Source organism: Microbacterium sp. LB12 (assembly GCF_037150835.1).
Classification (GTDB): domain Bacteria; phylum Actinomycetota; class Actinomycetes; order Actinomycetales; family Microbacteriaceae; genus Microbacterium.
In genome coordinates this window covers 402,742-422,977 of the sequence record NZ_JBBCPF010000001.1, presented here as the reverse complement: position 1 = coordinate 422,977, position 20,236 = coordinate 402,742, and the positions used below count along the sequence as shown (strand labels likewise).

At 68.7% G+C, this 20,236-nt stretch carries 15 protein-coding genes; 10 read left to right on the top strand and 5 right to left on the bottom strand.

All coding sequences use genetic code 11. The features are described 5' to 3' along the window. Positions 1–300: 300 nt before the first annotated feature. Together WFM69_RS02040 and WFM69_RS02035 are read left to right on the top strand one after the other, a co-directional pair. Entirely contained in the window at positions 301–4,677 is a 4,377-nt protein-coding gene (locus WFM69_RS02040) for an SdrD B-like domain-containing protein (RefSeq protein ID WP_337001143.1), read from the top strand. A 1,251-nt stretch (positions 4,678–5,928) separates the two neighbouring features. Next, positions 5,929–6,885, top strand: a complete 957-nt coding sequence (locus tag WFM69_RS02035; protein WP_337001141.1) for a squalene cyclase — start codon at positions 5,929–5,931, stop codon at positions 6,883–6,885. Between the two features lie 66 nt (positions 6,886–6,951). Here the strand turns inward: WFM69_RS02035 and WFM69_RS02030 are convergent, their stop codons facing one another. Then, positions 6,952–8,151, bottom strand: coding sequence for an Ig-like domain-containing protein (locus WFM69_RS02030; RefSeq protein WP_337001139.1), 1,200 nt, complete (start codon positions 8,149–8,151; stop codon positions 6,952–6,954). Positions 8,152–8,538: 387 nt separating this feature from the next. Here WFM69_RS02030 and WFM69_RS02025 point away from each other — a divergent pair, with 387 nt between their 5' ends. Next, positions 8,539–8,961, top strand: coding sequence for a Fur family transcriptional regulator (locus WFM69_RS02025; protein ID WP_337001137.1), 423 nt, complete (start codon positions 8,539–8,541; stop codon positions 8,959–8,961). Between the two features lie 68 nt (positions 8,962–9,029). After that, positions 9,030–10,481 carry a catalase gene (locus tag WFM69_RS02020; RefSeq protein ID WP_337001135.1) on the top strand — a complete coding sequence of 484 codons (1,452 nt, stop codon included), beginning with the start codon at positions 9,030–9,032 and terminating at the stop codon, positions 10,479–10,481. A 138-nt stretch (positions 10,482–10,619) separates the two neighbouring features. On the opposite strand, the gene WFM69_RS02015 is transcribed toward WFM69_RS02020, so the two are convergent. Beyond that, a complete protein-coding gene (locus tag WFM69_RS02015) occupies positions 10,620–11,279 on the bottom strand; it encodes a TetR/AcrR family transcriptional regulator (protein WP_337001133.1) in 660 nt (219 codons plus the stop codon). A 122-nt stretch (positions 11,280–11,401) separates the two neighbouring features. On the opposite strand from WFM69_RS02015, the gene WFM69_RS02010 reads away from it, so the two are divergent. Next, positions 11,402–13,426, top strand: a complete 2,025-nt coding sequence (locus tag WFM69_RS02010; protein ID WP_337001131.1) for a glycoside hydrolase family 3 protein — start codon at positions 11,402–11,404, stop codon at positions 13,424–13,426. Between the two features lie 133 nt (positions 13,427–13,559). After that, positions 13,560–14,861: an MFS transporter gene (locus WFM69_RS02005; RefSeq protein WP_337001129.1), complete on the top strand. Its 1,302-nt coding sequence runs from the start codon at positions 13,560–13,562 to the stop codon at positions 14,859–14,861. A 102-nt stretch (positions 14,862–14,963) separates the two neighbouring features. Here WFM69_RS02005 and WFM69_RS02000 read toward each other — a convergent pair whose 3' ends face one another. Continuing rightward, complete coding sequence (locus WFM69_RS02000) at positions 14,964–15,401, bottom strand: winged helix-turn-helix transcriptional regulator (RefSeq protein ID WP_337001127.1); 438 nt, start codon at positions 15,399–15,401, stop codon at positions 14,964–14,966. 56 nt (positions 15,402–15,457) lie between these two features. Here WFM69_RS02000 and WFM69_RS01995 point away from each other — a divergent pair, with 56 nt between their 5' ends. Beyond that, positions 15,458–15,823 carry a DoxX family protein gene (locus WFM69_RS01995; protein ID WP_337001125.1) on the top strand — a complete coding sequence of 122 codons (366 nt, stop codon included), beginning with the start codon at positions 15,458–15,460 and terminating at the stop codon, positions 15,821–15,823. A 34-nt stretch (positions 15,824–15,857) separates the two neighbouring features. Next, positions 15,858–16,658 carry an alpha/beta fold hydrolase gene (locus WFM69_RS01990; RefSeq protein ID WP_337001123.1) on the top strand — a complete coding sequence of 267 codons (801 nt, stop codon included), beginning with the start codon at positions 15,858–15,860 and terminating at the stop codon, positions 16,656–16,658. Between the two features lie 142 nt (positions 16,659–16,800). Here WFM69_RS01990 and msrA read toward each other — a convergent pair whose 3' ends face one another. Both msrA and msrB read right to left on the bottom strand, forming a co-directional pair. After that, positions 16,801–17,346 carry a peptide-methionine (S)-S-oxide reductase MsrA gene (msrA, locus tag WFM69_RS01985; protein WP_337001121.1) on the bottom strand — a complete coding sequence of 182 codons (546 nt, stop codon included), beginning with the start codon at positions 17,344–17,346 and terminating at the stop codon, positions 16,801–16,803. Beyond that, entirely contained in the window at positions 17,343–17,819 is a 477-nt protein-coding gene (gene msrB, locus WFM69_RS01980) for a peptide-methionine (R)-S-oxide reductase MsrB (RefSeq protein ID WP_337001119.1), read from the bottom strand. The genes msrA and msrB overlap by 4 nt, the downstream gene beginning before the upstream one ends. Positions 17,820–17,978: 159 nt before the next feature. On the opposite strand from msrB, the gene WFM69_RS01975 reads away from it, so the two are divergent. Both WFM69_RS01975 and WFM69_RS01970 read left to right on the top strand, forming a co-directional pair. Continuing rightward, the gene (locus WFM69_RS01975; RefSeq protein WP_337001117.1) at positions 17,979–18,896 is read left to right on the top strand and encodes a DUF808 domain-containing protein; all 918 of its coding nucleotides are present in this window, start codon (positions 17,979–17,981) and stop codon (positions 18,894–18,896) included. 45 nt (positions 18,897–18,941) lie between these two features. Then, positions 18,942–20,147 (top strand): hypothetical protein, encoded by a 1,206-nt coding sequence (locus WFM69_RS01970; RefSeq protein ID WP_337001115.1) that lies wholly within the window; start codon positions 18,942–18,944, stop codon positions 20,145–20,147. Positions 20,148–20,236 lie beyond the last annotated feature (89 nt).

The window sequence follows — 20,236 nt, the reverse complement described above, 5'->3', positions numbered from 1 at the left end:
CTCGAGCATGAGGTCGCAGCCCCGCCGGCATGCCCTCGCGTCGCCGCCGACCGCACCTCGAGACGTCGCTCACCCTGAGACTTCGACCTCCCCTGACGGGACTCGGTGTCACCACGTAGTCGAGCCGCTCCCCCTCGCGCCCCTTTCGCGGCGGGTACGTCACCCGCCTCACCCCGTACGTAGACGTCGCTGCGCACCCCGGGAAGTGGCCTGGCCAAAAGTCACTATGAGTGAGACGAACGTCTAGGCGGTCGTCGCCCCCCGAACTCCCTTTTCCGAACCCGAACCCGATTGCGAGCAATGATGTCCCGCAGGAAACCCCTACCGAAGTCGCGTTTCGCGCTCGCCCTCACGGCAGCGCTCGCGCTCCTTGTCGGCCTCTTGAACCCGGCAGCCGCTTTCGCCGCCAACGACAGCATGCTGGCGACCGCGCTGACCGCGAAGAACTCCACGGTGTACTCCGGTGACGCCCTCGTCTACGAGGCCCAGCTCAGCTGCTCCGACCCCGCCGAGTGCACCGACGTCACCCTGCACTTCACCAAGCCGGACGCTGTCAAGGCCGGCGTGAAGGGCGTCGTGACCAAGCCCTATGCACCGGGAGTGACCTCGGTAACCACGAACGACGACGGCACGATCGACATCGTCTACAGCGCCACTGCGGCCGGGCTCGTCTCGCAGCTCACCGTGTCGTGGCCGACGGAGAACTACTCGACTCCTCCCGGGGATCAGACGACGACGATGACGGTGTCGCAGCCCGGGGTTCCGGATGTGACGCGAACCGCGACGATCAAGCTCGAGGCCGACAGCACGCTGACGCTGACGAAGACCGGAGCCGCAACCACGCAGCCGGATCAGAACTACACGTACACGATGTATGTGGGGTATGACTACCCGGACCGGGGCAACCCGGAACATGGCGTGTTGAGCATGACGAATGTGACCCTGACCGACCCGCTGCCCGCTGAAGCCGCATACGTCAGCTCGAACGGCGGAGGCGTGTACGACCCGGCCACGCACACGGTGACGTGGCACTTCGCCGCCCTGGGCAACAGCGACAACGCCCAGGTGACGGTGACGTACCCCGCTCCTGTCGATGGTGGCGAGTCGACCTATGTGAACACCGCGACCGCGATGGGAACCCCGCTGGGATCGAAGGACTCGCAGACAGTCTCGTCTTCTTCTCCGGTCACCGTGCGCGTCGATGCGCCCGACTACAACACCAGCTCCAGCAAGATCGGCACCCCGCTGGTCAGCGACCAGGTGCAGCACTGGGAGCTCAGGTCGACGAACTACGGCAACACGAACGCCGACATCACTATGACGGATTCGATTCCGGACGGTCTCGACGTGACGTCTGTGGACGGCGGGTACTACAGCTTCAACGTGAAGACGGGCAGCACGATCGAGCTTCACTATGCGGACGGCTCATCCAGCGGCGTCCTGCCTTTCGATGGCTCGAGCATCCCCGTGCCGTCGGGCGGTCCCCGGCTGACGAGCGTGACGGCAACGTTCAAGCAGGTTGACGTGGGCGCGGCCGTCAGCCTCTACATCTATGACGTGGGCGACTGGTCGGTGATCGGCGACGACACGACAATCAAGAACTGCGCCACATTCTCCACGGCTGGTGCTGATGATGAGAAGCAGGAGTGCGCGACGATCGAAGTCTCTCCGGTCGACCTCCCGTCGCCCTCAGTCAGCAAGGCTGCGGATCAGGGAGCGGTGGGCCCTGGCGGCACCATCAGCTGGACGATCTCCGTCATGAACCGCGACGGAAGTCCCACTGCACTGATGCCGGTGCTGTATGACAGCATCCCGAACCAGGTGGCTTTCGTTCCGGGCTCGTTCCGGGCGGATGCGGACAACGACACCTACTGCCCTGCTGCGTCGGAGTTCACCGAAGACGTGCTGCCGGAGTGGAACCAGACGCACGGTACTCCGTTCACGACGGGTCCGCGCAACACGGTGCGATGGACCTACACCGGCGACAAGGGGATCATCGTCCCGATGTACGGGACTCCCTGTAACTACCAGTACGACACGACGGTAAACCCGGGCGTGGCGTCGGGCGTCTACGGCGGGGACTCGCTGGTGCCGAGCTACAAGGGCAACCTGGTGCAGATCTTCGATCGCGACGTGCGCATCCCCGCGTCCCCGTGGGCGTGGGACAACGACCTCTACGACGGCGACGGCGACGGCGACACCACCGAGTGGGCTGTTCGCTACGGCGCCGACTTCGCGGTCGCTGACACCGCGGCCGCCTGGATCGAGAAGAAGGTCGCCGGCGACCAGGACAACGGTCACTGGTTCGACTCCGCCGAAAAGAAGGGCATGAAGGACGAGGTCGGCACCTCGACCCCCGGCGGCACCGTGTCGTACCAGGTGCGCCTGGGCAACCTCGGCAACCGCGACCTGAAGAACCTCGTCGCCTACGACCTGCTGCCGCAGCCCGGCAACCACGGTGTGACGAACGGCCGCTACGCCCAGAACCCTCCGGGCAAGGGCAACGAGTGGACCCCGACGATGACGGGCCCGATCGCGAACCCGAGCCCTGACTCGCTGACGATCACGTACTCGGTCAAGGCCGACCCGTGCCGTCCCGAGATGGACAACTCCGACGAGCACTCCGCATCGTTCTCCTGCAACGGCCAGCAGGACTCGTCCTGGCAGACCGCCGACCAGGTGACCGATTGGTCGCAGATCCGCTCCGTGCGGTTCGACTTCGGCTCGAAGGTCTTCAGCGGCGGCGAGTTCGTCGACCTGGAGTGGACCATGGCCACCCCGACCACGCTCGCCGACGGCTCCCCCATCCTGGGTGGAGAGCGCACCTGGAACCGCATCGCCCTGGACTCCGTGCAGGCAGGCGACGGATCCCCGATGCTCGCCGCCGAGGCGCCCTGGGTCGTCGACAGGATGGCCGAGCCGACCGAACCCGCGATCTCGATCGAGAAGTGGTCGACCACCGACGGTTTCCCCGCCGGTGACTTCGACACCGCTCCGGGCAAGGCCGTGAAGGCGAAGTCCCCGACGGCGATCACGATGACCATCACGAACACCGGCGTTGAGGCGCTGCGCGACGTGAAGGTCACCGATGACACGCTGAACGGGCCGGCGCTGACCGACCTGGACTGCGACTTCTCCGCACTGGGCGGTCCGAAGACCGGCACCGAGTGGGCCGGGCCTCTCGAGGTCGGCAAGAGCTTCGAGTGCACCGGCACCGTCCCGGGGCTCGCCTCCGACACCACCCACGGCGACAACGCCACCGTGACCGGCACGGGCGTCGCCACCGGCACGGTCGTCACCGACGAGGACCCGTGGTTCGCCACGGCAGAGACCCTCTACGCGATCGGCGACTACACGTGGATCGACGCGAACAAGAACGGCATCCAGGACGACGGTGAGCAGCCGATCGCCGGGGTCGTCGTGATCCTGTTCGACGCGGACGGCACCGAGATCACTCGCACGACCACCGACGCGTCGGGTTACTACCACTTCGACAACCTCGAAGCCGGTGACTACTCGCTGCAGTTCGGTGACGTGGACGGCTACACCCGCACCCTTGCCACGCAGGGGACGGACACGACCGTCGACTCGAACGCCGACCAGACGACGGGCCGTACCGCCGTCGTGCACCTCGACAAGGGAGCGGACAACGTCACCGCGTCGAAGGCATCGGACGGAGTGAACGCGCCGTACATCAACCGCACGATCGACGCGGGCTACGTCTCCATCCCGGTCTACGCGATCGGCGACTACACGTGGATCGACACGAACGGCAACGGCATCCAGGACGCCGGTGAGGTTCCGATCGCCGGTGTGCCGGTGATCCTCTACGGTGCCGACGGCACCACCGAGATCGCCCGCACCACGACCGACTCGCACGGTTTCTACCACTTCGACCGCCTGCCGGCCGGGGACTACGTCCTCGAGTTCGGTGACGTGCCCGGCTATCAGCGGACGCTGTCCGCGCAGGGTTCCGACGCGACGGTCGACTCCGACGCCGACGTGACCACGGGTCGCACCATGCTCATCCACCTGGACGAGGACGCGGTCAACGTGACCCCGTCCGAGGCCTCCGACGGCGTGACCGCGCCGTTCATCAACCGCACCATCGATGCCGGCTACATCGCGCTCATCCCCGCGATCGACATCGAGAAGTGGTCGACGGCGGACGGGCTCGTCGCGGGCGACTTCGACACCGCTCCCGGCAAGGCCGTGGAGGCCGGGAAGGCGACCGCGATCACCATGACGATCACGAACACCGGAAACGAGGCGCTCACGAAGATCCACGTCACCGACACGACCCTCACAGGTCCGGCGATGACCGATCTGGACTGCGACTTCTCCCCGCTCGGGGGCCCGGCGACGGGCGTCACGTGGGACGGACCGTTCGAGATCGGCGCGAGCTTCGAGTGCACGGGCCAGGTGCCCGGAATGGACGCCGCCACGACGCACGCCGACGAGGCAGCCGTCACCGGCATCGGAGTGAAGTCCGGCACGGCAGTGCAGGACGCCGATCAGTGGCACGCGAAGACCCCGAAGGGCGCGGCACCCGCACCGTTCGACGGTCCGACCACCCTCGCCCTGACGGGCGGGATCATCGGGAGCACCGGCCTCGCCGCCCTCGCGCTGATCCTCCTCGGCATCGTCCTCGTGCGCCGTCGCCGTACGCAGGCCTGATCGAACCCGCACAGGTGGGTCCCGCTGCACCCGCAGCGCGACCCACCTGCGTGCGCACCGCCCGCCCCAAGCCAGCTGCTCCGTCGCGCCCGCTTCACCTGCGCCAGGAGCATGCAGGCCGCAAGAAGCCAGAAGCCCCCATGGTGGTAGAGGCCACGCATGGGGGCGGGATTCCCGCGTACTGGGGATGTGCTGGGGAATCGATCGGGTGTGGGTGGCGACCTCCCCGGTAGCCACCCGCACTCGCTGGCGCGTGGGCTGGGGGCCGACGCTCCGTGCTCGAGTGTGCAGGTGCCGCGTGGTGCACGGAAGGGACAGGACGGTTCCTACGTACCGCGGACGGACCGGGATCAGTAGCCCGGTACGCTTCCGTACGTGGCGGTGGCCCTTCCGCACGCCACCCGAGTTCGATCACGAATGAGCGGCCCGCGACGGTTTCGGCATCCGGCCCCACCCCGCCCGGAGAGGTGCCCGTCACGCGCAGCCCGTAGCGTCATGCCCTCCCGCCCGACGGGCTCGACTACGTATGAGGGGGCGCAAGGATGTCGTCGCATGCGCCTCAGGTACGTACGTTCCTGAGGGCGACAACTGACGAACGTCGAGGCGACCGCGTCACGCATTCCCACCCGCGATTGTCTCGTGGAGCGCGCCGATTCCGGCCGCTCACCCGATGCGGGAGGGATGGACCGAGATGCACGATGGCCGCAACGAACGATTCGTCGACTGGGAGCCGGTGGCGGAGATCGGCATCGACGGGTACCCCGCCCCGCTGGGTTCCCCGCGCATCGACCACCACCCCCTTCCCCCGAGGGAACACATGTGTCCACTCACCCCGGCGAAGCCTCGCCCCGTCACCGCCGCTAAAGTCGACGACGCCGTGAGAACGATCGCTCCTGCGATGCCGCCACACGCGACGAAGGCTGTCCACGGACGAAATGTCGCCCTCACCGGCTGTGGGCGGGCCTACGTGTAACGCTCGCGGAGCGACTCCGGACCTGCCCACCTCACCGCGAAGATCGGCCATATCTGGCCCACCGGTGTCCGTGTCGCCGCTCTCGGATTCGGACATGACAAGTCCGGTGCCTCGCGCTTCTCGCGCTGATCCCCGCCGTCGGAGGGCTCATCCTCCTCGTCCTGCTCGCACTCCCGTCCGACCGGGCCGGATCGAGCTTCGACGTCTGACGGCGGACGGCCCCGCCGGATCGTGACCACCCCCTGGTCCGGGGCGACCGCACAGCGTAAGGTGCCCGCATGTCGATGACGGTGGAGACCAGGGACTGGCTGCTCGACGCGGATCCCGCGGTGCGGTGGCAGGTGGAGCGCGACCTGCTGCACGAGCCCGAGGAGGTGTGGCGGGCCACGCGCGCACGGGTGGCGAAGGAAGGCTACGGGGCGGAGCTCCTCGCCCATCAGGACGCGGACGGGCAGTGGGCGGGCGGGGCGTTCTTTCCGGCCGGGTTCTTCGGCAGCCCGGAGGCGGAGGAACCGGGGCAGCCGTGGATCGCGACGACGTGGTCTCTGAACGACCTGCGGGAGTGGGGCGTCGATGCCGAGGTGCTCGGCGACACTGCGGAGAGGCTCGCGCGCAACAGCCGCTGGGAGTACGACGATCTGCCCTACTGGGGCGGCGAGGTCGACGTGTGCATCAACGCGTACACGCTCGCGAACGGGGCCTGGCTGGGCGCCGACGTCTCGCAGCTCGCCCGCTGGTTCCCGGAGCACCGGCTCGACGACGGCGGCTGGAACTGCGAGGCCGAGGAGGGCGACTCCGTGCGATCCTCGTTCCACTCCACGCTCAACGCGGTGCGCGGCATGCTCTCCTACGAGCAGTCCACCGGCGACACGTCGCTGCGCGAGGCCCGGCACTCGGGCGAGGAGTACCTGCTGCGGCGTCGGCTGCTCTATCGGGAGTCGACCGGGGAACGGGTGGGACCGTTCGTCGAGCGCTTCGTGTATCCGAACCGGCATCGGTACAGTGCCCTGGCCGCACTCGACCACTTCCGCGCGGTCTCGCTCGTCGAGGGCACGGGGCCCGACGAGCGGATCGCGGACGCCGTGGCACTGGTGCGCGCACAGCGGCAGCCCGACGGCACCTGGCTGCAGGGCGCACCGCTGGCCGGACGCACCTGGTTCCCCGTCGACTCGACCGAGGGCCATCCCTCCCGCTGGCTCACCCTGATCGGCACGCGGGTCCTGAACTGGGCCTGAGCCCGCTGCGGAGTGCAGAAACGTCCCGCCGGACGCTTCCGGCGGGACGTTTCTGCACCCCGTGGACTACTTCGCGCGGGGGCGGCGGCGCGTCAGGAGCATTCCGCCCGCGAAGGTGGTGAGCAGCGCCAGAGCCGCGGCGGCGAGGAGCGGACGTCCATCCGCACCCGTACTGGCGAGGTTCGTCGCGCTGGCTGCCACAGCGGCCTGCGGGGTGACGGATGTGCTCGGAGTGCTCGGTACATCCGGAGTGGCGGGAACGTCCGGCGTACTGGGAACATCGGGGGTGTTCGGCGTGTCCGGGGTGTCGCCGGTTCCGTCACCGTCGCCGCCGGCTGCCTGCCGTTGGGTGACGACACTGATCGGGGTGACCTCGCCGTCGTTCATCGTCACCGTGCCGCTGTTGCCGTACTCCTTGAGTGAGGGATCGGTGACCGACATCGTGAGGTGGATCGTGATGTACCGACCGGCCTCGATCGACGGCCAGTGCACGGTGACCTGGCCGTCGGCACAGTCGACGTCCGGGGTGACATCGTCGAAGGGGGCGAGAGCCATCCCGTTGCCCTCGAAGTAGCGGTCGCTCACGTTCGCCTCGAGGATCGGGCAGTTCGCACGCAGGCCAGGGCCCGGGGTGTCGACGATGGTCACGGGACCTGCGGTCTTCGTCTTCGGCGTGAGGATGTACACGTCGAGGCGGGTCTGCGCCGCATCCGACCACCACATCATCTTCTTGGCGACGGTCACCTCCGTGCCGCAGGAAGGGCACGCGTGGGCGTCGGGGTCGTAGGCGAGCGGGACGACGATCGAGCCGAAGCTCAACTGCATCGTCTCGGCTTCGCCGCCCGCATACGTGACCTCGGTGTAGAACGTGCAGCTGCCGTGCACGTCGAGCGGGTGGCTGGCGACGAAGTCGGTGAGCGTGAAGGTGATGAGTCCGTTGCCGTCGACGTGGGCCGTGGCGACCTCGGCGTTCTCGGGGGCAGGGCTGCGCAGGGAGAAGTCCGTGGCGACCGTGCGGTTCCAGCGCAGCTGCGCGGGCAGCTGGAGGGTGAACTGGTCGCCCGGCTGCGAATGATCGGGCACCGCCCACGTGCACGAGAACTCGACCCGATCGTTCTGTGCGACCACGCGCTCGGTCGTGGTGACCGAAGTGATGGCCCCCTCGATCGTGGCGGCCGAGGCCGGTGGGGCGACCAAAGCGGGCAGCAGCGCGGCCACGACGATCGCCGCGGCGGCAACGAGCTTCGCAGGGAGACGGACAGGCATCAGACCAGTGCTTTCGGTTCGGGTTCGGGTGCGGGGACTGGCTCGGGAATGCGGAGGGGGCCGCACTCCCGAACAATGCCCTGGGAGCGAAACCGTTTGGGGTACGACTTCATGTGTTCCACTCTCGCCCGTGCGAGCAGTACTGACCCGGGTCTCCGGCGCGATGACGAACGGAACCGAGGAGACTCGACACGCCCGGGATAGCGGTTCCGTACCGCACCGCGACGCCTACGTACCCACCGGGCACCCGCTACGAACCCCGAAACCCCCCTTGCAGAGTGCAGAAACGTCCCGCCAGATGCCTCCAGCGGGACGTATCTGCACTCTGCGGGGCCATCGACACGCCGTTCTTTTGAGTTACTCAAAAGAACGGGTTAGGGTCGAGGCATGGACACAGCACTCGACTCGGCGCTTCGCGACGCCGGGCTGCGCGCGACCGCGGGCCGCGTCGCCGTTCTCGAGGCGTTGGACTCCATGGCCCATACGGATGCGGAGCGGGTCTTCCGCGCCGTGTCCGACGTGCTGCCGACCACGTCGATCCAGTCGGTGCACAACATCCTCGCGGACCTGACGACGGCGGGCCTCATCCGCCGGATCGAACCGGCAGGCTCCGCGGCGCTCTACGAACGGCGCATCGGCGACAACCACCACCACGTCGTCTGCACCTCCTGCGGTGCGGTCGGCGATGTGGACTGCGTCGTCGGCGAAGCGCCGTGTCTCACCCCGTCCTCGGCGGGGGGATTCACCGTCCAGACAGCCGAAGTCACCTTCTGGGGCCTGTGCCCCAGTTGCCAGAACGCCGCGCAGTAACACCCCCGGCGATCTCCCCTCCACGGATGGGGGTATTCGTCGCGCCTGCGCGCAGAAGGAGAAACACCATGACGACACCTGCCACCACCACCCAGTCCGGCGCTCCCATCGCGAGCGACACCCATTCGCTCACGGTCGGCGCCGACGGCCCCACGGTCCTGCACGACCAGCACCTGGTCGAGAAGCTCGCGGCGTTCAACCGGGAACGGGTGCCGGAGCGCAACCCGCACGCGAAGGGCGGCGGCGCGTTCGGCGAGTTCGTCGTCACGGAAGACGTGTCGGCGTACACTCGCGCCGCCGTGTTCCAGCCGGGCGCGACGAGCGAAGCGCTCATCCGCTTCTCCTCCGTCGCCGGCGAACAGGGCTCCCCCGACACCTGGCGCGACGTGCGCGGCTTCTCGCTGCGCATGTACTCCGAGGAGGGCAACCTCGACATCGTCGGCAACAACACCCCGACGTTCTTCCTGCGCGACGCGATCAAGTTCCCCGACTTCATCCACTCGCAGAAGCGCCTGGGCGACTCCGGTCTGCGCGATGCCGACATGCAGTGGGACTTCTGGACGCTCTCGCCCGAGACCGCGCACCAGGTGACCTACCTCATGGGCGACCGCGGACTCCCGCGCAGCTGGCGGCACATGAACGGCTACGGCTCGCACACCTACTCGTGGGTGAACGCCGACGGCGAGCTGTTCTGGGTGAAGTACCATTTCGTCTCGCACCAGGGTGTCGAGGCGATGGGAGCCGACGAGGCCGAACGGCTCGCAGGGTCGGACGCCGACCACTACCGCCGCGACCTGTTCGAGGCGATCGGACGCGGCGAGCACCCGTCGTGGGATCTGTTCGTGCAGATCATGCCGTACGACGAGGCGAAGGCCTACCGGTTCAACCCGTTCGACCTCACCAAGACCATCTCGCTGAAGGACTATCCGCGCATCAAGGTCGGCACGCTGACCCTGAACCGCAACCCGGAGAACTTCTTCGGCGAGATCGAGCAGGCCGCGTTCTCGCCGGGCAACCAGGTTCCCGGCACGGGCATCTCGCCCGACAAGATGCTCATGGGCCGTGTGTTCGCCTACGCCGACGCGCAGCGCTACCGCATCGGGGCGAACTACAACCAGCTGCCGGTGAACCAGCCGCACGCGTCCGAGGCGCGCAACTACATGCACGAGGGTGCGATGCGGTACCAGCACAACAGCGCCGCCCACCGCACTTACCAGCCGAACTCGTTCGGACCGGCCGGCGGCCCCGAGGCGGATCCCGCGAAGGGCGTCGAGGCGAACTGGCAGGCCGACGGCGAGCTCACCCGCTCGGCGGCGTCGCTGCACGCCGAGGATGACGACTTCGGACAGGCCGGCACCCTGTACCGCGAGGTGTTCGACGCGGAGCAGCGCGCCCGCTTCCTGGAGACCCTGACCGGTCAGGGACGCAGCATCACGATCGACGCGATCCGCGAGCGCTTCTTCCAGTACTGGACGAACGTGGATGCCGCGCTCGGAGCAGCCCTGCGCGACCGGGTCTGACGCGTCGCGGACGCCCCTCGCGTCCGCGAGACCCCGGGTTCGCGGCGAGACCCCCTCCTGCCCACGTCGGCAGGAGGGGGTCTCGACGCTTGACCGGGGCCTCGGCGGGGTCGGCGGGGCGGGCGGGCGCGGCGGGCGTCAGGCCTCGACGGGCTCGACCTCCGGCGTGATCGCGTCGAACTCCCGCTCGCCATCGGGGGTCATCCATTCGCGCAGCATCGCCCCGACCGCGCTCGCCATGTCGATGGAGCGGTCGAACAGCCACTCGGTCTGCAGACCGTCCATGGTGGCGGTGAGGCGCAGCGCGGCGTCGGTCGGGTCGACGTCGGCGCGCACGTGTCCGGCCTCGACGGCCAGGGCCAGGGCATGGCCGGTGCCCTCACGGATGCGCTCGTAGCGGCGGCGGAAGTACTCGTGCGCGGGGTGGTCGACGGCGGATGCCTCGGCCGAGAGCCGCACGAACAGCTCGATGAGTCCGGGGACGAGCCGGTTGTGGTCAGCGAGGTCGACCATGCCGCGCAGCACGCCCATGCCGCCGTAGCCGCGGGCATAGGGGCGGAAGCGCTGACGGTCCTCGATGTCGCGCGCCTCGAGCACCGCTTCCAGCAGCGCCTCCTTGTCGGGGAAGTGGTGCAGCAGCCCGGCGCGGGAGATCCCGCAGACGGCGGCGATGTCGAGGATCGTCGCCGACAGGAATCCACGCTCCGCGAAGTGGTCGGAGGCGATGCGGATGATCTCCTCGCGGCGTGCGCGACCGTTCGCGTAACCGCGCTCTCGGGGTGCCGTCGCAACTGCCATGGGGGAAACCGTAGCACCGGTCTTGACAAAACCGACACATGTGTAGATATTTATCCCGACACTTGTGTAGAAATTGATGCACCGCCGATCCCGGCCGTCGTACCCGAACGAAGGAGTTCCCCGTGAGCGAGACCGCGCACCCGTACCAGGACCGCACCCTGCCCATCGAGCAGCGTGTCGAAGATCTCCTGTCGCGGATGACCCTGGAAGACAAGGCCGGACAGATGTTCCAGCCCATGGCCACCCTGGGCGACGACCTCGACGCCCCCGGCCTCTTCGGCTCGCCGTCGATGCGCACGATCATCGACCGCGGCATCACGCACGTGAACATCCTCCAGGCGCCCTCGGCCCGCGAGATCGCCGCGTGGCACAACACCCTCCAGGAGGAGGCGCAGCGCTCCGGCCTCGGCATCCCGTTCTCGCTGTCGAGCGACCCGCGCCACTCGTTCTCCAACAACCCCGCCGCCGCGCTCATCGCCGGCCCCTTCTCGCAGTGGCCCGAGTTCCTCGGCTTCGGTGCCCTCGACGACCCCGAGCTGACCCGCCGCTTCGCCGAGGTCGTGCGCCGCGAGTACCTCGCCGTCGGCATCCGCACAGCCCTCCACCCGCAGATCGACCTCGCGACCGAACCCCGCTGGGCGCGCGCCTCCGGCACCTTCGGTCAGAGCGCCGAGGTGACCGGCCGACTGGGCGTGGCGTACACCCTCGGCCTGCAGGGCGACGAGCTCGGCACCCACTCGGTCTCCGCCATGGCCAAGCACTTCCCCGGCGGCGGACCGCAGCTCGACGGCGAAGACCCGCACTTCTCCTACGGCCGCGAACAGGTGTACCCCGGCGGGCAGTTCGACCTGCACCTGCAGCCGTTCCGCGAGCTGCTGGCCGCGGGCGTCTCCCAGATGATGCCCTACTACGGCATGCCGATCGGCACCGAGTACGAAGAGGTCGGCTTCGGCTTCAACAAGCAGATCATCCAGGGCCTGCTGCGCGACGAGCTGGGCTTCGACGGCATCGTGTGCACCGACTGGGGCATCCTCTCCCGCACCTTCTGGGGCGTGGAATCGCTCACCTACGAGGAGCGGATGATCAAGTCGCTCGACGCGGGCGTCGACCAGTTCGGCGGAGAGTTCAACCCGAAGGCGCTGATCGGCCTGGTGCGTGCGGGCTCCGTGCCCGAGTCGCGCCTGGACACCTCGGTGCGACGACTGCTGCGCGAGAAGTTCCGCCTCGGACTGTTCGACGACGCCCGGTTCGTCGACGTCGACGCCGCGGATGCGATCGTCGGGATGGCGGATGCCCGCGCCGCGGGCCTCGAGGCGCAGGCGCGCTCCCTCACGTTGCTGACCAACGGTGAAGGCGCCGCGCACCTGCCGTTGAGCGGTCGCCCGGCGGTCTACGTCGAGGGCATCGATCCCGCCGAGCTCGCGGGGTGGGCCGACGTGGTCGTCGATCCCGACCGTGCCGACGTCGCGATCGTGCGCACCGACGCCCCGTGGGAGCCGCGCGGCAACGGCGCCGACATCGAGTCGTTCTTCCGCGCCGGGTCGCTCGACTTCCACGACGACGAAATCGCTCACCTGCGCGACCTGGCTGCCCGCGTGCCGCTCGTGCTCGACGTGTACCTCGACCGTCCGGCGATCCTCGCTCCGCTGCTCGACGTCGCCTCGACGATCATCGCGAACTACGGCGCCTCCGACACCGCGCTCGTGAACGTGCTGTTCGGTGCGGCCGAGCCGGAAGGCCGACTCCCGTTCGAGGTGCCCTCGTCGATGGATGCCGTCCGGGCCAGCCGCCCCGACGTGCCCTCCGACACGGAGAACCCGTCGTTCGTGTTCGGCCACGGGCTCCGGTTCGCCGACTGGACCCCGGCCGTGCGCCCCGACCCGTCGACCACGACGATCGAGGAGGCAGCGCCCGACGCCGCAGCGGGTGGACGCTTCGACCTCGCCAGCGCGACGGTCGCTCAGGTGCTCGCCGACGCCGACGCGCTCGCGATCATCACCGAGCTCGTCCCCGAGCTGCCCGGCAACCCCATGCTCGCCGCGGCGCAGAACATGCCGCTCGACACCGTCCTCGGCTTCGCCGGCGCCACCCTGCCGGCGGAGACGATCGACGCCCTGCGCTCCCGTCTGGTGGCGCTCCCCGCATGATGCCTCGGGCGGAGGTCGTGTCGGCCTCCGCCCGGTCTCCCCTCCGGGGGAACTCCCGTGCCACCCCCTCGGCACGTCCTGATCGACCCTGCACGCCCGCGTTGTACCGCACCCGAGAGGAAACCCGACGACGATGTCTGGAACATCCGCAAGCCCCGAGAGCACTGTCCCGATCACCGAGACGACCTTCGTCCGCACGGCCGCCGGCAACGACGACCCGCCTCCCCCGATCAAGGGGATCCGCCGGCTTCTCGGCTGGATCATCCCCGCCAACCTCGGGATCTTCCTGATCTGGGGTGCCGTCCCCGGCATCCTGCTTCCCCAGCAGGTCGCGGTCGCGCTGGGCGAGGAGAACAAGGTCGCGAACCTCGCGATCATCGCCACGATCGGCGCGTTCGCCGCCATGATCGCGCAGCCGATCGCCGGGCAGATCTCCGACCGGACGCGCTCCCGCTTCGGTCGCCGCGCCCCCTGGATGATCGTCGGCGTGCTCGCGGGCGGCCTGGCCCTGGTCGGACTGGCATTCGCGAACTCGCTGGTCGGCATCGCGATCGCCTGGACGCTCGTGCAGATCGCCTACAACTTCGCGCAGGGCCCGCTGTCCGCCGTGATGCCCGACCGGGTGCCGCTCAACCGTCGCGGCACGTTCGCCGCGCTCTCCGGGATCGGCCTCATGGTCGGCTCGCTCGGCGGTCAGATCGTCGGCTCGATGTTCTTCCACAGCATCACCGCGGGGTACATCGTCTTCGCAGTCTTCGCACTCGTCGTGATCAGCCTGTTCGTGCTGTTCAACCCGGACCACTCGAGTGAGCGGATCACTCCCGAGAAGTTCGACCTCAGTGCGTTCCTGCGCACGTTCTGGGTGAGCCCGATCAAGCACCCCGACTTCTTCTGGGCCTTCACGGGTCGGCTCCTGCTGTTCACCGGCTACTTCTCGGTGACCGGCTACCAGCTGTACATCATGACCGACTACCTGCACATCGAGAAGCCGGAGACGGTCATCCCGATGGTCGGCCTGCTCAGCCTCGCCGGCATCCTCATCTCCACGATCATCTCCGGTCCACTCTCCGACAAGGTCGGGCGCCGCAAGCCGTTCGTGTTCGCCTCCTCGGTGGTCACCGGACTGGCACTGTTGGTGCCGTGGATCTCGCCGACGATCGAGGCGTGGATGATCATGTCGTTCATCGCCGGCCTCGGGTTCGGCATGTTCCAGGCCGTCGACACGGCGCTCATGAGCGAGGTGCTCCCGTCGGCCCAGTCGTTCGCGAAGGACCTCGGCGTCGTGAACATCGCCGCGACTCTGCCGCAGACGCTGGCCCCGGGCGTCTCGGGTCTGATCGTGATCGCGTTCGGGTTCGCGGGGCTGTTCCCCGTCGGCATCGTGCTCTCGATCCTCGGTGCCTTCGCCGTCTGGCCGATCAAGTCGACGCGCTGACACCCCGCCTTTCCGTCGAGACCCCCTCCTGCCGACGTGCGCAGGAGGGGGTCTCGACGATGAACCGGGGTCTCGACAGCGGCGGGCACCGGGCCGCGGCCGTCAGGCGCGCGCGTCGTACTGCGTGCGGGACTCCTCGATCGCGGGATGATTCGCGAGCGCCCAGTCGCCGATGGTCTTCGCGATCGGGATGAGCGTGCCGCCGAGCGCGGTCAGCTGGTACTCCACCCGCGGCGGCACCTCGGCGTAGGCGGTGCGGCTGATCAGCCCGTCGCGTTCGAGCTGACGGAGGGTGAGCGTGAGCATCCGCTGCGAGATGCCCGGGATGTGCCGCAGCAGCTCGCTGAAGCGCAGGCGGTCCTTGCGGAGGGTCGCGATGACGAGCAGCGACCACTTGTCGCCGACCCGGTCGAGCACCTCGCGGATCGCGCGACCCGCACCCTCGTCGCCCGAGCAGGAGCTCTCGTAGCCGGGGAATCCGGCGAGCGCGGTCTCATCGATGTGCGTCGGTGACATGGGTGTGCCTTTTGCAGCGGTCATCGGCATCCTCCATCCTTGGTTACTGATCGTAACAAAGACACAGAATGGAACCACGGATGCTCATCGCACTCTGGATCGTCAACGGGCTGCTCGCCCTCGCCATGCTCGGCGGCGGCTTCATGAAGCTCGTCACCCCGAAGGCGACGCTCGCCGAACGCGGCATGGCCTGGACGGAGGACTTCTCCGCCGGGACGATCAAGGCCATCGCGGGCCTCGAGGTGATCGGCGCGTTCGGGCTCATCCTGCCGCTGGCCACGGGCATCGCCCCGATCCTCGCCGCCCTCGCCGGCACCGGGCTCGCGATCATCATGATCGGCGCGACCGTGGTGCACGTGCGCCGCAAGGAGCCGTTCCTCCCGGCCCTCGTGCTCGCGGTGCTGGGCGTCGCGAGCGCGGTGCTCGGCTTCCTCGTCGTGCTCTGAGCCGACCGCCCGGCGACAGGGCCAAGATGGAGGCGTGGCCGTCCCCCTCTCCGATCTGACCAGCATGCCCGACCCTCAGCAGGTGTACGCCGCCGACGGCACCCGACTGGCGACGTACACCTGGGGCGAGTTCGACGCCCCGGTCGTCGTGATCGTGCACGGCTTCGCGTCGAACGCCCGCGACAACTGGGTGCTCACCGGGTGGGTGCGCGAGCTGACCCGCGCCGGGTACCGCGTGCTGGCGCTCGACCAGCGCGGCCACGGGCTCAGCGAGAAGCCGCACGACCCCGACGGCTACCGCATCCGCACGCTCGTGACGGATGTGGAGTCGGTCATGGACACCTACCTCGTGGACGACGCGTTCTACATCGGCTACTCGCTGGGCGCCCGCGTCGGCTGGGAGGTGGTGCGCGATCTGCCGCACCGCATCGGGCGCGCGGTGCTCGGCGGCGTGCCCGACGGCATCCCGCTGGCTCGCCTCGATCTCGCGCAGGTGCGGGCGTACATCGCCGACGGCACCCCGGTCGATGACCGGACCACGCAGAACTACATCGACCTGACCGAGCGGGTGCCCGGCAACGACCTGCAGGCGCTGGTCGCCCTCGCCGAGGGCATGCGCGCCTCCGGCACGATCGACCCGGATCCGTCGGATGCGCCGACCCGGCCGATCCTGTTCGCCACCGGTTCGAAGGACGCGATCATCGAAGGCTCGCGCGCCCTCGCCGCCGCCGCGCCCGACGCCCGGTTCTACGAGATCCCGAACCGGAACCACTTCAACGCGCCGGGATCGCGCGACTTCAAAGAGGCCGCCCTGGCGTTCCTCGCCGAGGCATAGCCCGGGACCGCGCGCCGCCCTCGGTCCGCCACACCCGAGCCGCCTCGCGAATGAAGTCCTTCATCGCCGGGACGCGACGCCGACGGGACGCGACGCCGACGGGACGCGGCGGGCGGCGTCCGCGGCGGGCGTGCGAGACGCCTCAGACCGCGGCGGCCTCATCCCGCTTCGGCAGCACCCATCCCGCACGCGGGAAGTGGCACGTGTACCCGTTGGGGTACTTGATCAGGTAGTCCTGGTGCTCCTCCTCGGCCTGCCAGAACGGACCCTCGGGCTCGATCGTGGTCACGGCCTTCGCCGGCCACAGCCCCGAGGCGTCGACATCGGCGATCGTGTCGCGCGCGACCTGCTCCTGCTCCGGGGAGAGCGGGAAGATCGCGGAACGGTAGCTCGACCCGATGTCGTTGCCCTGACGGTTCAGGGTCGACGGGTCGTGGATCTGGAAGAAGAACGCGAGGATGTCGCGGTACGTCGTCTTCGTCGGGTCGAACACGATCTCCACGGCCTCGGCGTGGCCGGGGTGGTTGCGGTACGTGGCGTGGTCGTTCGAGCCGCCGGTGTAACCCACGCGGGTGTCGAGCACGCCGGGCTGGCGGCGGATGAGGTCTTCCATGCCCCAGAAACAGCCGCCCGCGAGCACCGCGGTCTCGGTGGCGGGGGTGCGGGTGATGGTTCCGTTGTCGGTCATGACTGCTCCTCAGAGGAATCGGTGGTGGGATGTGCGAAGAGGGGACTGTAGCGACCGTACCCCTCCTCCTCCAGACTGTCAGCCGGGATGAAGCGGAGGGCCGCGGAGTTCATGCAGTAGCGCAGTCCGCCCTCGGCGCGGGGGCCGTCATCGAACACGTGTCCGAGGTGGCTGTCGGCACCGGCGGAGCGCGCCTCGGTGCGCTTCATCCAGAGGGAACGGTCGGTGCGGGTGGTCACCGCGTCGGCCTCGATGGGCTTGGTGAAGCTCGGCCAACCGGTGCCGCTGTCGAACTTGTCGGTCGACGAGAACAGCGGCTCGCCCGAGACGACGTCGACGTAGATGCCGTCTTCGTGGTTGTTCCAGTACGCGTTGCGGAACGGCGGCTCGGTGGCGTCCTGCTGCGTCACCTCGTACTGCAGGTGCGTGAGACCGCTGACGGCCTCGGGGGTCTTGGCGTAGTCGTTCGACATGATCTGACTCCTTGTCCGACGTCGCTGGCTGCGGCGTCATAGAAGGAGAACCGTGGACGAGGCGGATTTGGTCCCGCAGGGCTGAGAGCGCGCTGTGAGTTTCGGCGGAGTCGATAGAGTTGCCTCCGCATCACACCGGAACCAAAAGGGGAACAGCACATGTCGGTCGGACTCCTCGCTGTCGTCGACGACATCCTGAGCGCGGCGATGAAGGCCTCGGCGAAGGCGGCGGGAGTCGTGATCGACGATGCGGCCGTGACCCCGCAGTACGTGCAGGGCATCACGCCCGCGCGGGAGCTGCCGGTCGTCGGCAAGATCGCGCTCGGCTCGCTCGCGAACAAGTTCCTCATCATCATCCCTGCTGCCCTGCTGCTCACGGCATTCGCCCCCTGGGTGCTGCCGTACCTGCTGATCCTGGGAGGCGCGTACCTGTGCTTCGAGGGCGCCGAGAAGGTGCTGGAGTGGTTCGGCGTGCAGCACGGCCACGCCGACGAGGGCGCTCGCGACGAGAGGAAACTGGTCCTCGGCGCGGTGCGCACCGACCTGATCCTCTCGACCGAGATCATGCTCATCTCGCTCGCGAGCCTGGAGACCGGACTCGACGTGTGGACGACCCTGGCGATCCTCGCGGTGATCGCGCTGCTGATGACCGGCGTGGTCTACGGCGCCGTCGCCCTGCTGGTGAAGATCGACGACATCGGGTTGAAGATGGCGAAGAACCCGGTGCAGCGCGTCCGCCACACCGGCACGAGGATCGTGCGGTCGATGCCCGCGGTCTTCCGCTTCATCAGCGTGCTGGGCACGGTCGCGATGCTTTGGGTCGGCGGACACCTCGTGCTGGTGAACCTCGGCGAGGTGGGCTGGCACTTCCCGGTCGATGTGCTGCACGCCGTGGAACACGCACTCCACAACCTCGGCCCGGTCGTCGTCTGGATCGTCGACACGATCATCTCCGCGATCGCCGGGCTCGCACTCGGCCTGCTGATCGTGGGGATCGTGCTGGCCATCGCGCGACTGTTCGGCAAGGAGCCGAGCTTCCACGAGGGCGAGGAATCCCCCGCCGACGTGCACGTCTAGGGAACCGCTGCACCGGCGAACACCGCGTGCCGTATTCTCATCGCCATGTCTGCCTCCCCGAAACTGCGGAGCGCGAAGCGCGACGCCGACCGCTGGTTCCGCGAGCAGGGCCTGCCGACCTTCGTGCCGCTGCGCCGCTGGTTCACCGATCTGCCGCGCCGCGTCGCGCCGCTGATCGCCTGGGTGGCCGTCATCGGCTACCTGTTCCAGGACGGGATCGAGATCGCCATCGACGTGGCTCTCGACGCCACCGCCGACGAGGCCACGTTCATCGTCGCCGTGGTCGTCGTGCTCCTCGCCATCTCCCTCGGACTCGCCTGGGCCGCCTACCTCGTGCTCCGCGCCGTGCTGCGTCGACTGCCGATCGTGCCGGGGACCGTGGTGGCGCTCGCGGTGATCATCGGATGCGTCGCTCTGATGCTGATGAACGACTACTGGGTGCACCCCGATGCGACGGTCGGCCCGGTGCTGCGCGTGCTGCTCGTGATCGGCCTGTGCGTGCTCGTCACCGGGATGGGCGGCGGTGCGCTCATCTCCTGGGCCGCACGCCTCGCGGTGCGCAACGCCTCCGCGATCGGGCACATGGCATCCATCGCCCTTCCGGTGATCCTGATGCTCGTCGTGTTCTCGCTCTTCTCCACCGAGGTCTGGCAGATGGCCTCCGCCCTGCACTGGGGCTCGATCGCGTTGATCGCGCTCGTGGTCGCCGTGCTCGCCGGCATCGTGGTGCTGCGCGTCAGCGCCTCGGAGATCGACGACGACGCCCAGACCCCGACCGCGGAACAGCAGGCCGCCCTGCTGATCGGCACGCCCGCGGAGCACAACAGCACCGCCGCCGCACCGCGCCGACCGCTGCGCGCACCCCAGCGGATCAACATCCTGCTCGCCATGACCGTCGCCCAGCTCGTGCAGGCGCTGTTCTTCGCCGCCCTGCTGGCCGCGCTGCTAGTCGTGATCGGCGGCATCGCGATCCCGGCCGGCGTCATCGGCGTCTGGCTCGGTCCGGGGAACGACGCCCAGGCATTCACGGTCGAGCAGGTGCGGATCGCCGGTGTCGCCCTCCCGATCACGGTGAACCTGCTCAAGGCCACCACCCTGCTCGCGGTGATCGCCACCCTCCCGTTCGTGTTCTCCGCGGTCAGCGAAGCCCGCTACCGGGAGCGGTTCTTCGACCCGATCATGGCCGACATGCGCCGCGCGATCCTCGTGCGCGACGCGGTCGAGGCGACACCCTCCGAACTCCGCGCGTAACTGTTCGATTGCGGCGCGCCCGACGCCCCGGCATCCTGCTAGCGTCGGCGATGCGCACCCGAAGCGCTGAAGACGAAGAGAGACCGCCC

Excerpts from the sequence above, each read along its gene's own strand:
- WFM69_RS01995 (WP_337001125.1), top strand. The coding sequence starts at position 15,458 with ATGCTCATCGCACTCTGGATCGTCAACGGGCTGCTCGCCCTCGCCATG.
- WFM69_RS02030 (WP_337001139.1), bottom strand. The coding sequence starts at position 8,151 with ATGCCTGTCCGTCTCCCTGCGAAGCTCGTTGCCGCCGCGGCGATCGTC.
- WFM69_RS02005 (WP_337001129.1), top strand. The coding sequence starts at position 13,560 with ATGTCTGGAACATCCGCAAGCCCCGAGAGCACTGTCCCGATCACCGAG.
- WFM69_RS02025 (WP_337001137.1), top strand. The coding sequence starts at position 8,539 with ATGGACACAGCACTCGACTCGGCGCTTCGCGACGCCGGGCTGCGCGCG.
- WFM69_RS02020 (WP_337001135.1), top strand. The coding sequence starts at position 9,030 with ATGACGACACCTGCCACCACCACCCAGTCCGGCGCTCCCATCGCGAGC.
- WFM69_RS02035 (WP_337001141.1), top strand. The coding sequence starts at position 5,929 with ATGTCGATGACGGTGGAGACCAGGGACTGGCTGCTCGACGCGGATCCC.
- msrA (WP_337001121.1), bottom strand. The coding sequence starts at position 17,346 with ATGACCGACAACGGAACCATCACCCGCACCCCCGCCACCGAGACCGCG.
- WFM69_RS01970 (WP_337001115.1), top strand. The coding sequence starts at position 18,942 with ATGTCTGCCTCCCCGAAACTGCGGAGCGCGAAGCGCGACGCCGACCGC.
- msrB (WP_337001119.1), bottom strand. The coding sequence starts at position 17,819 with ATGTCGAACGACTACGCCAAGACCCCCGAGGCCGTCAGCGGTCTCACG.
- WFM69_RS01975 (WP_337001117.1), top strand. The coding sequence starts at position 17,979 with ATGTCGGTCGGACTCCTCGCTGTCGTCGACGACATCCTGAGCGCGGCG.
- WFM69_RS02040 (WP_337001143.1), top strand. The coding sequence starts at position 301 with ATGATGTCCCGCAGGAAACCCCTACCGAAGTCGCGTTTCGCGCTCGCC.
- WFM69_RS02015 (WP_337001133.1), bottom strand. The coding sequence starts at position 11,279 with ATGGCAGTTGCGACGGCACCCCGAGAGCGCGGTTACGCGAACGGTCGC.
- WFM69_RS02000 (WP_337001127.1), bottom strand. The coding sequence starts at position 15,401 with ATGACCGCTGCAAAAGGCACACCCATGTCACCGACGCACATCGATGAG.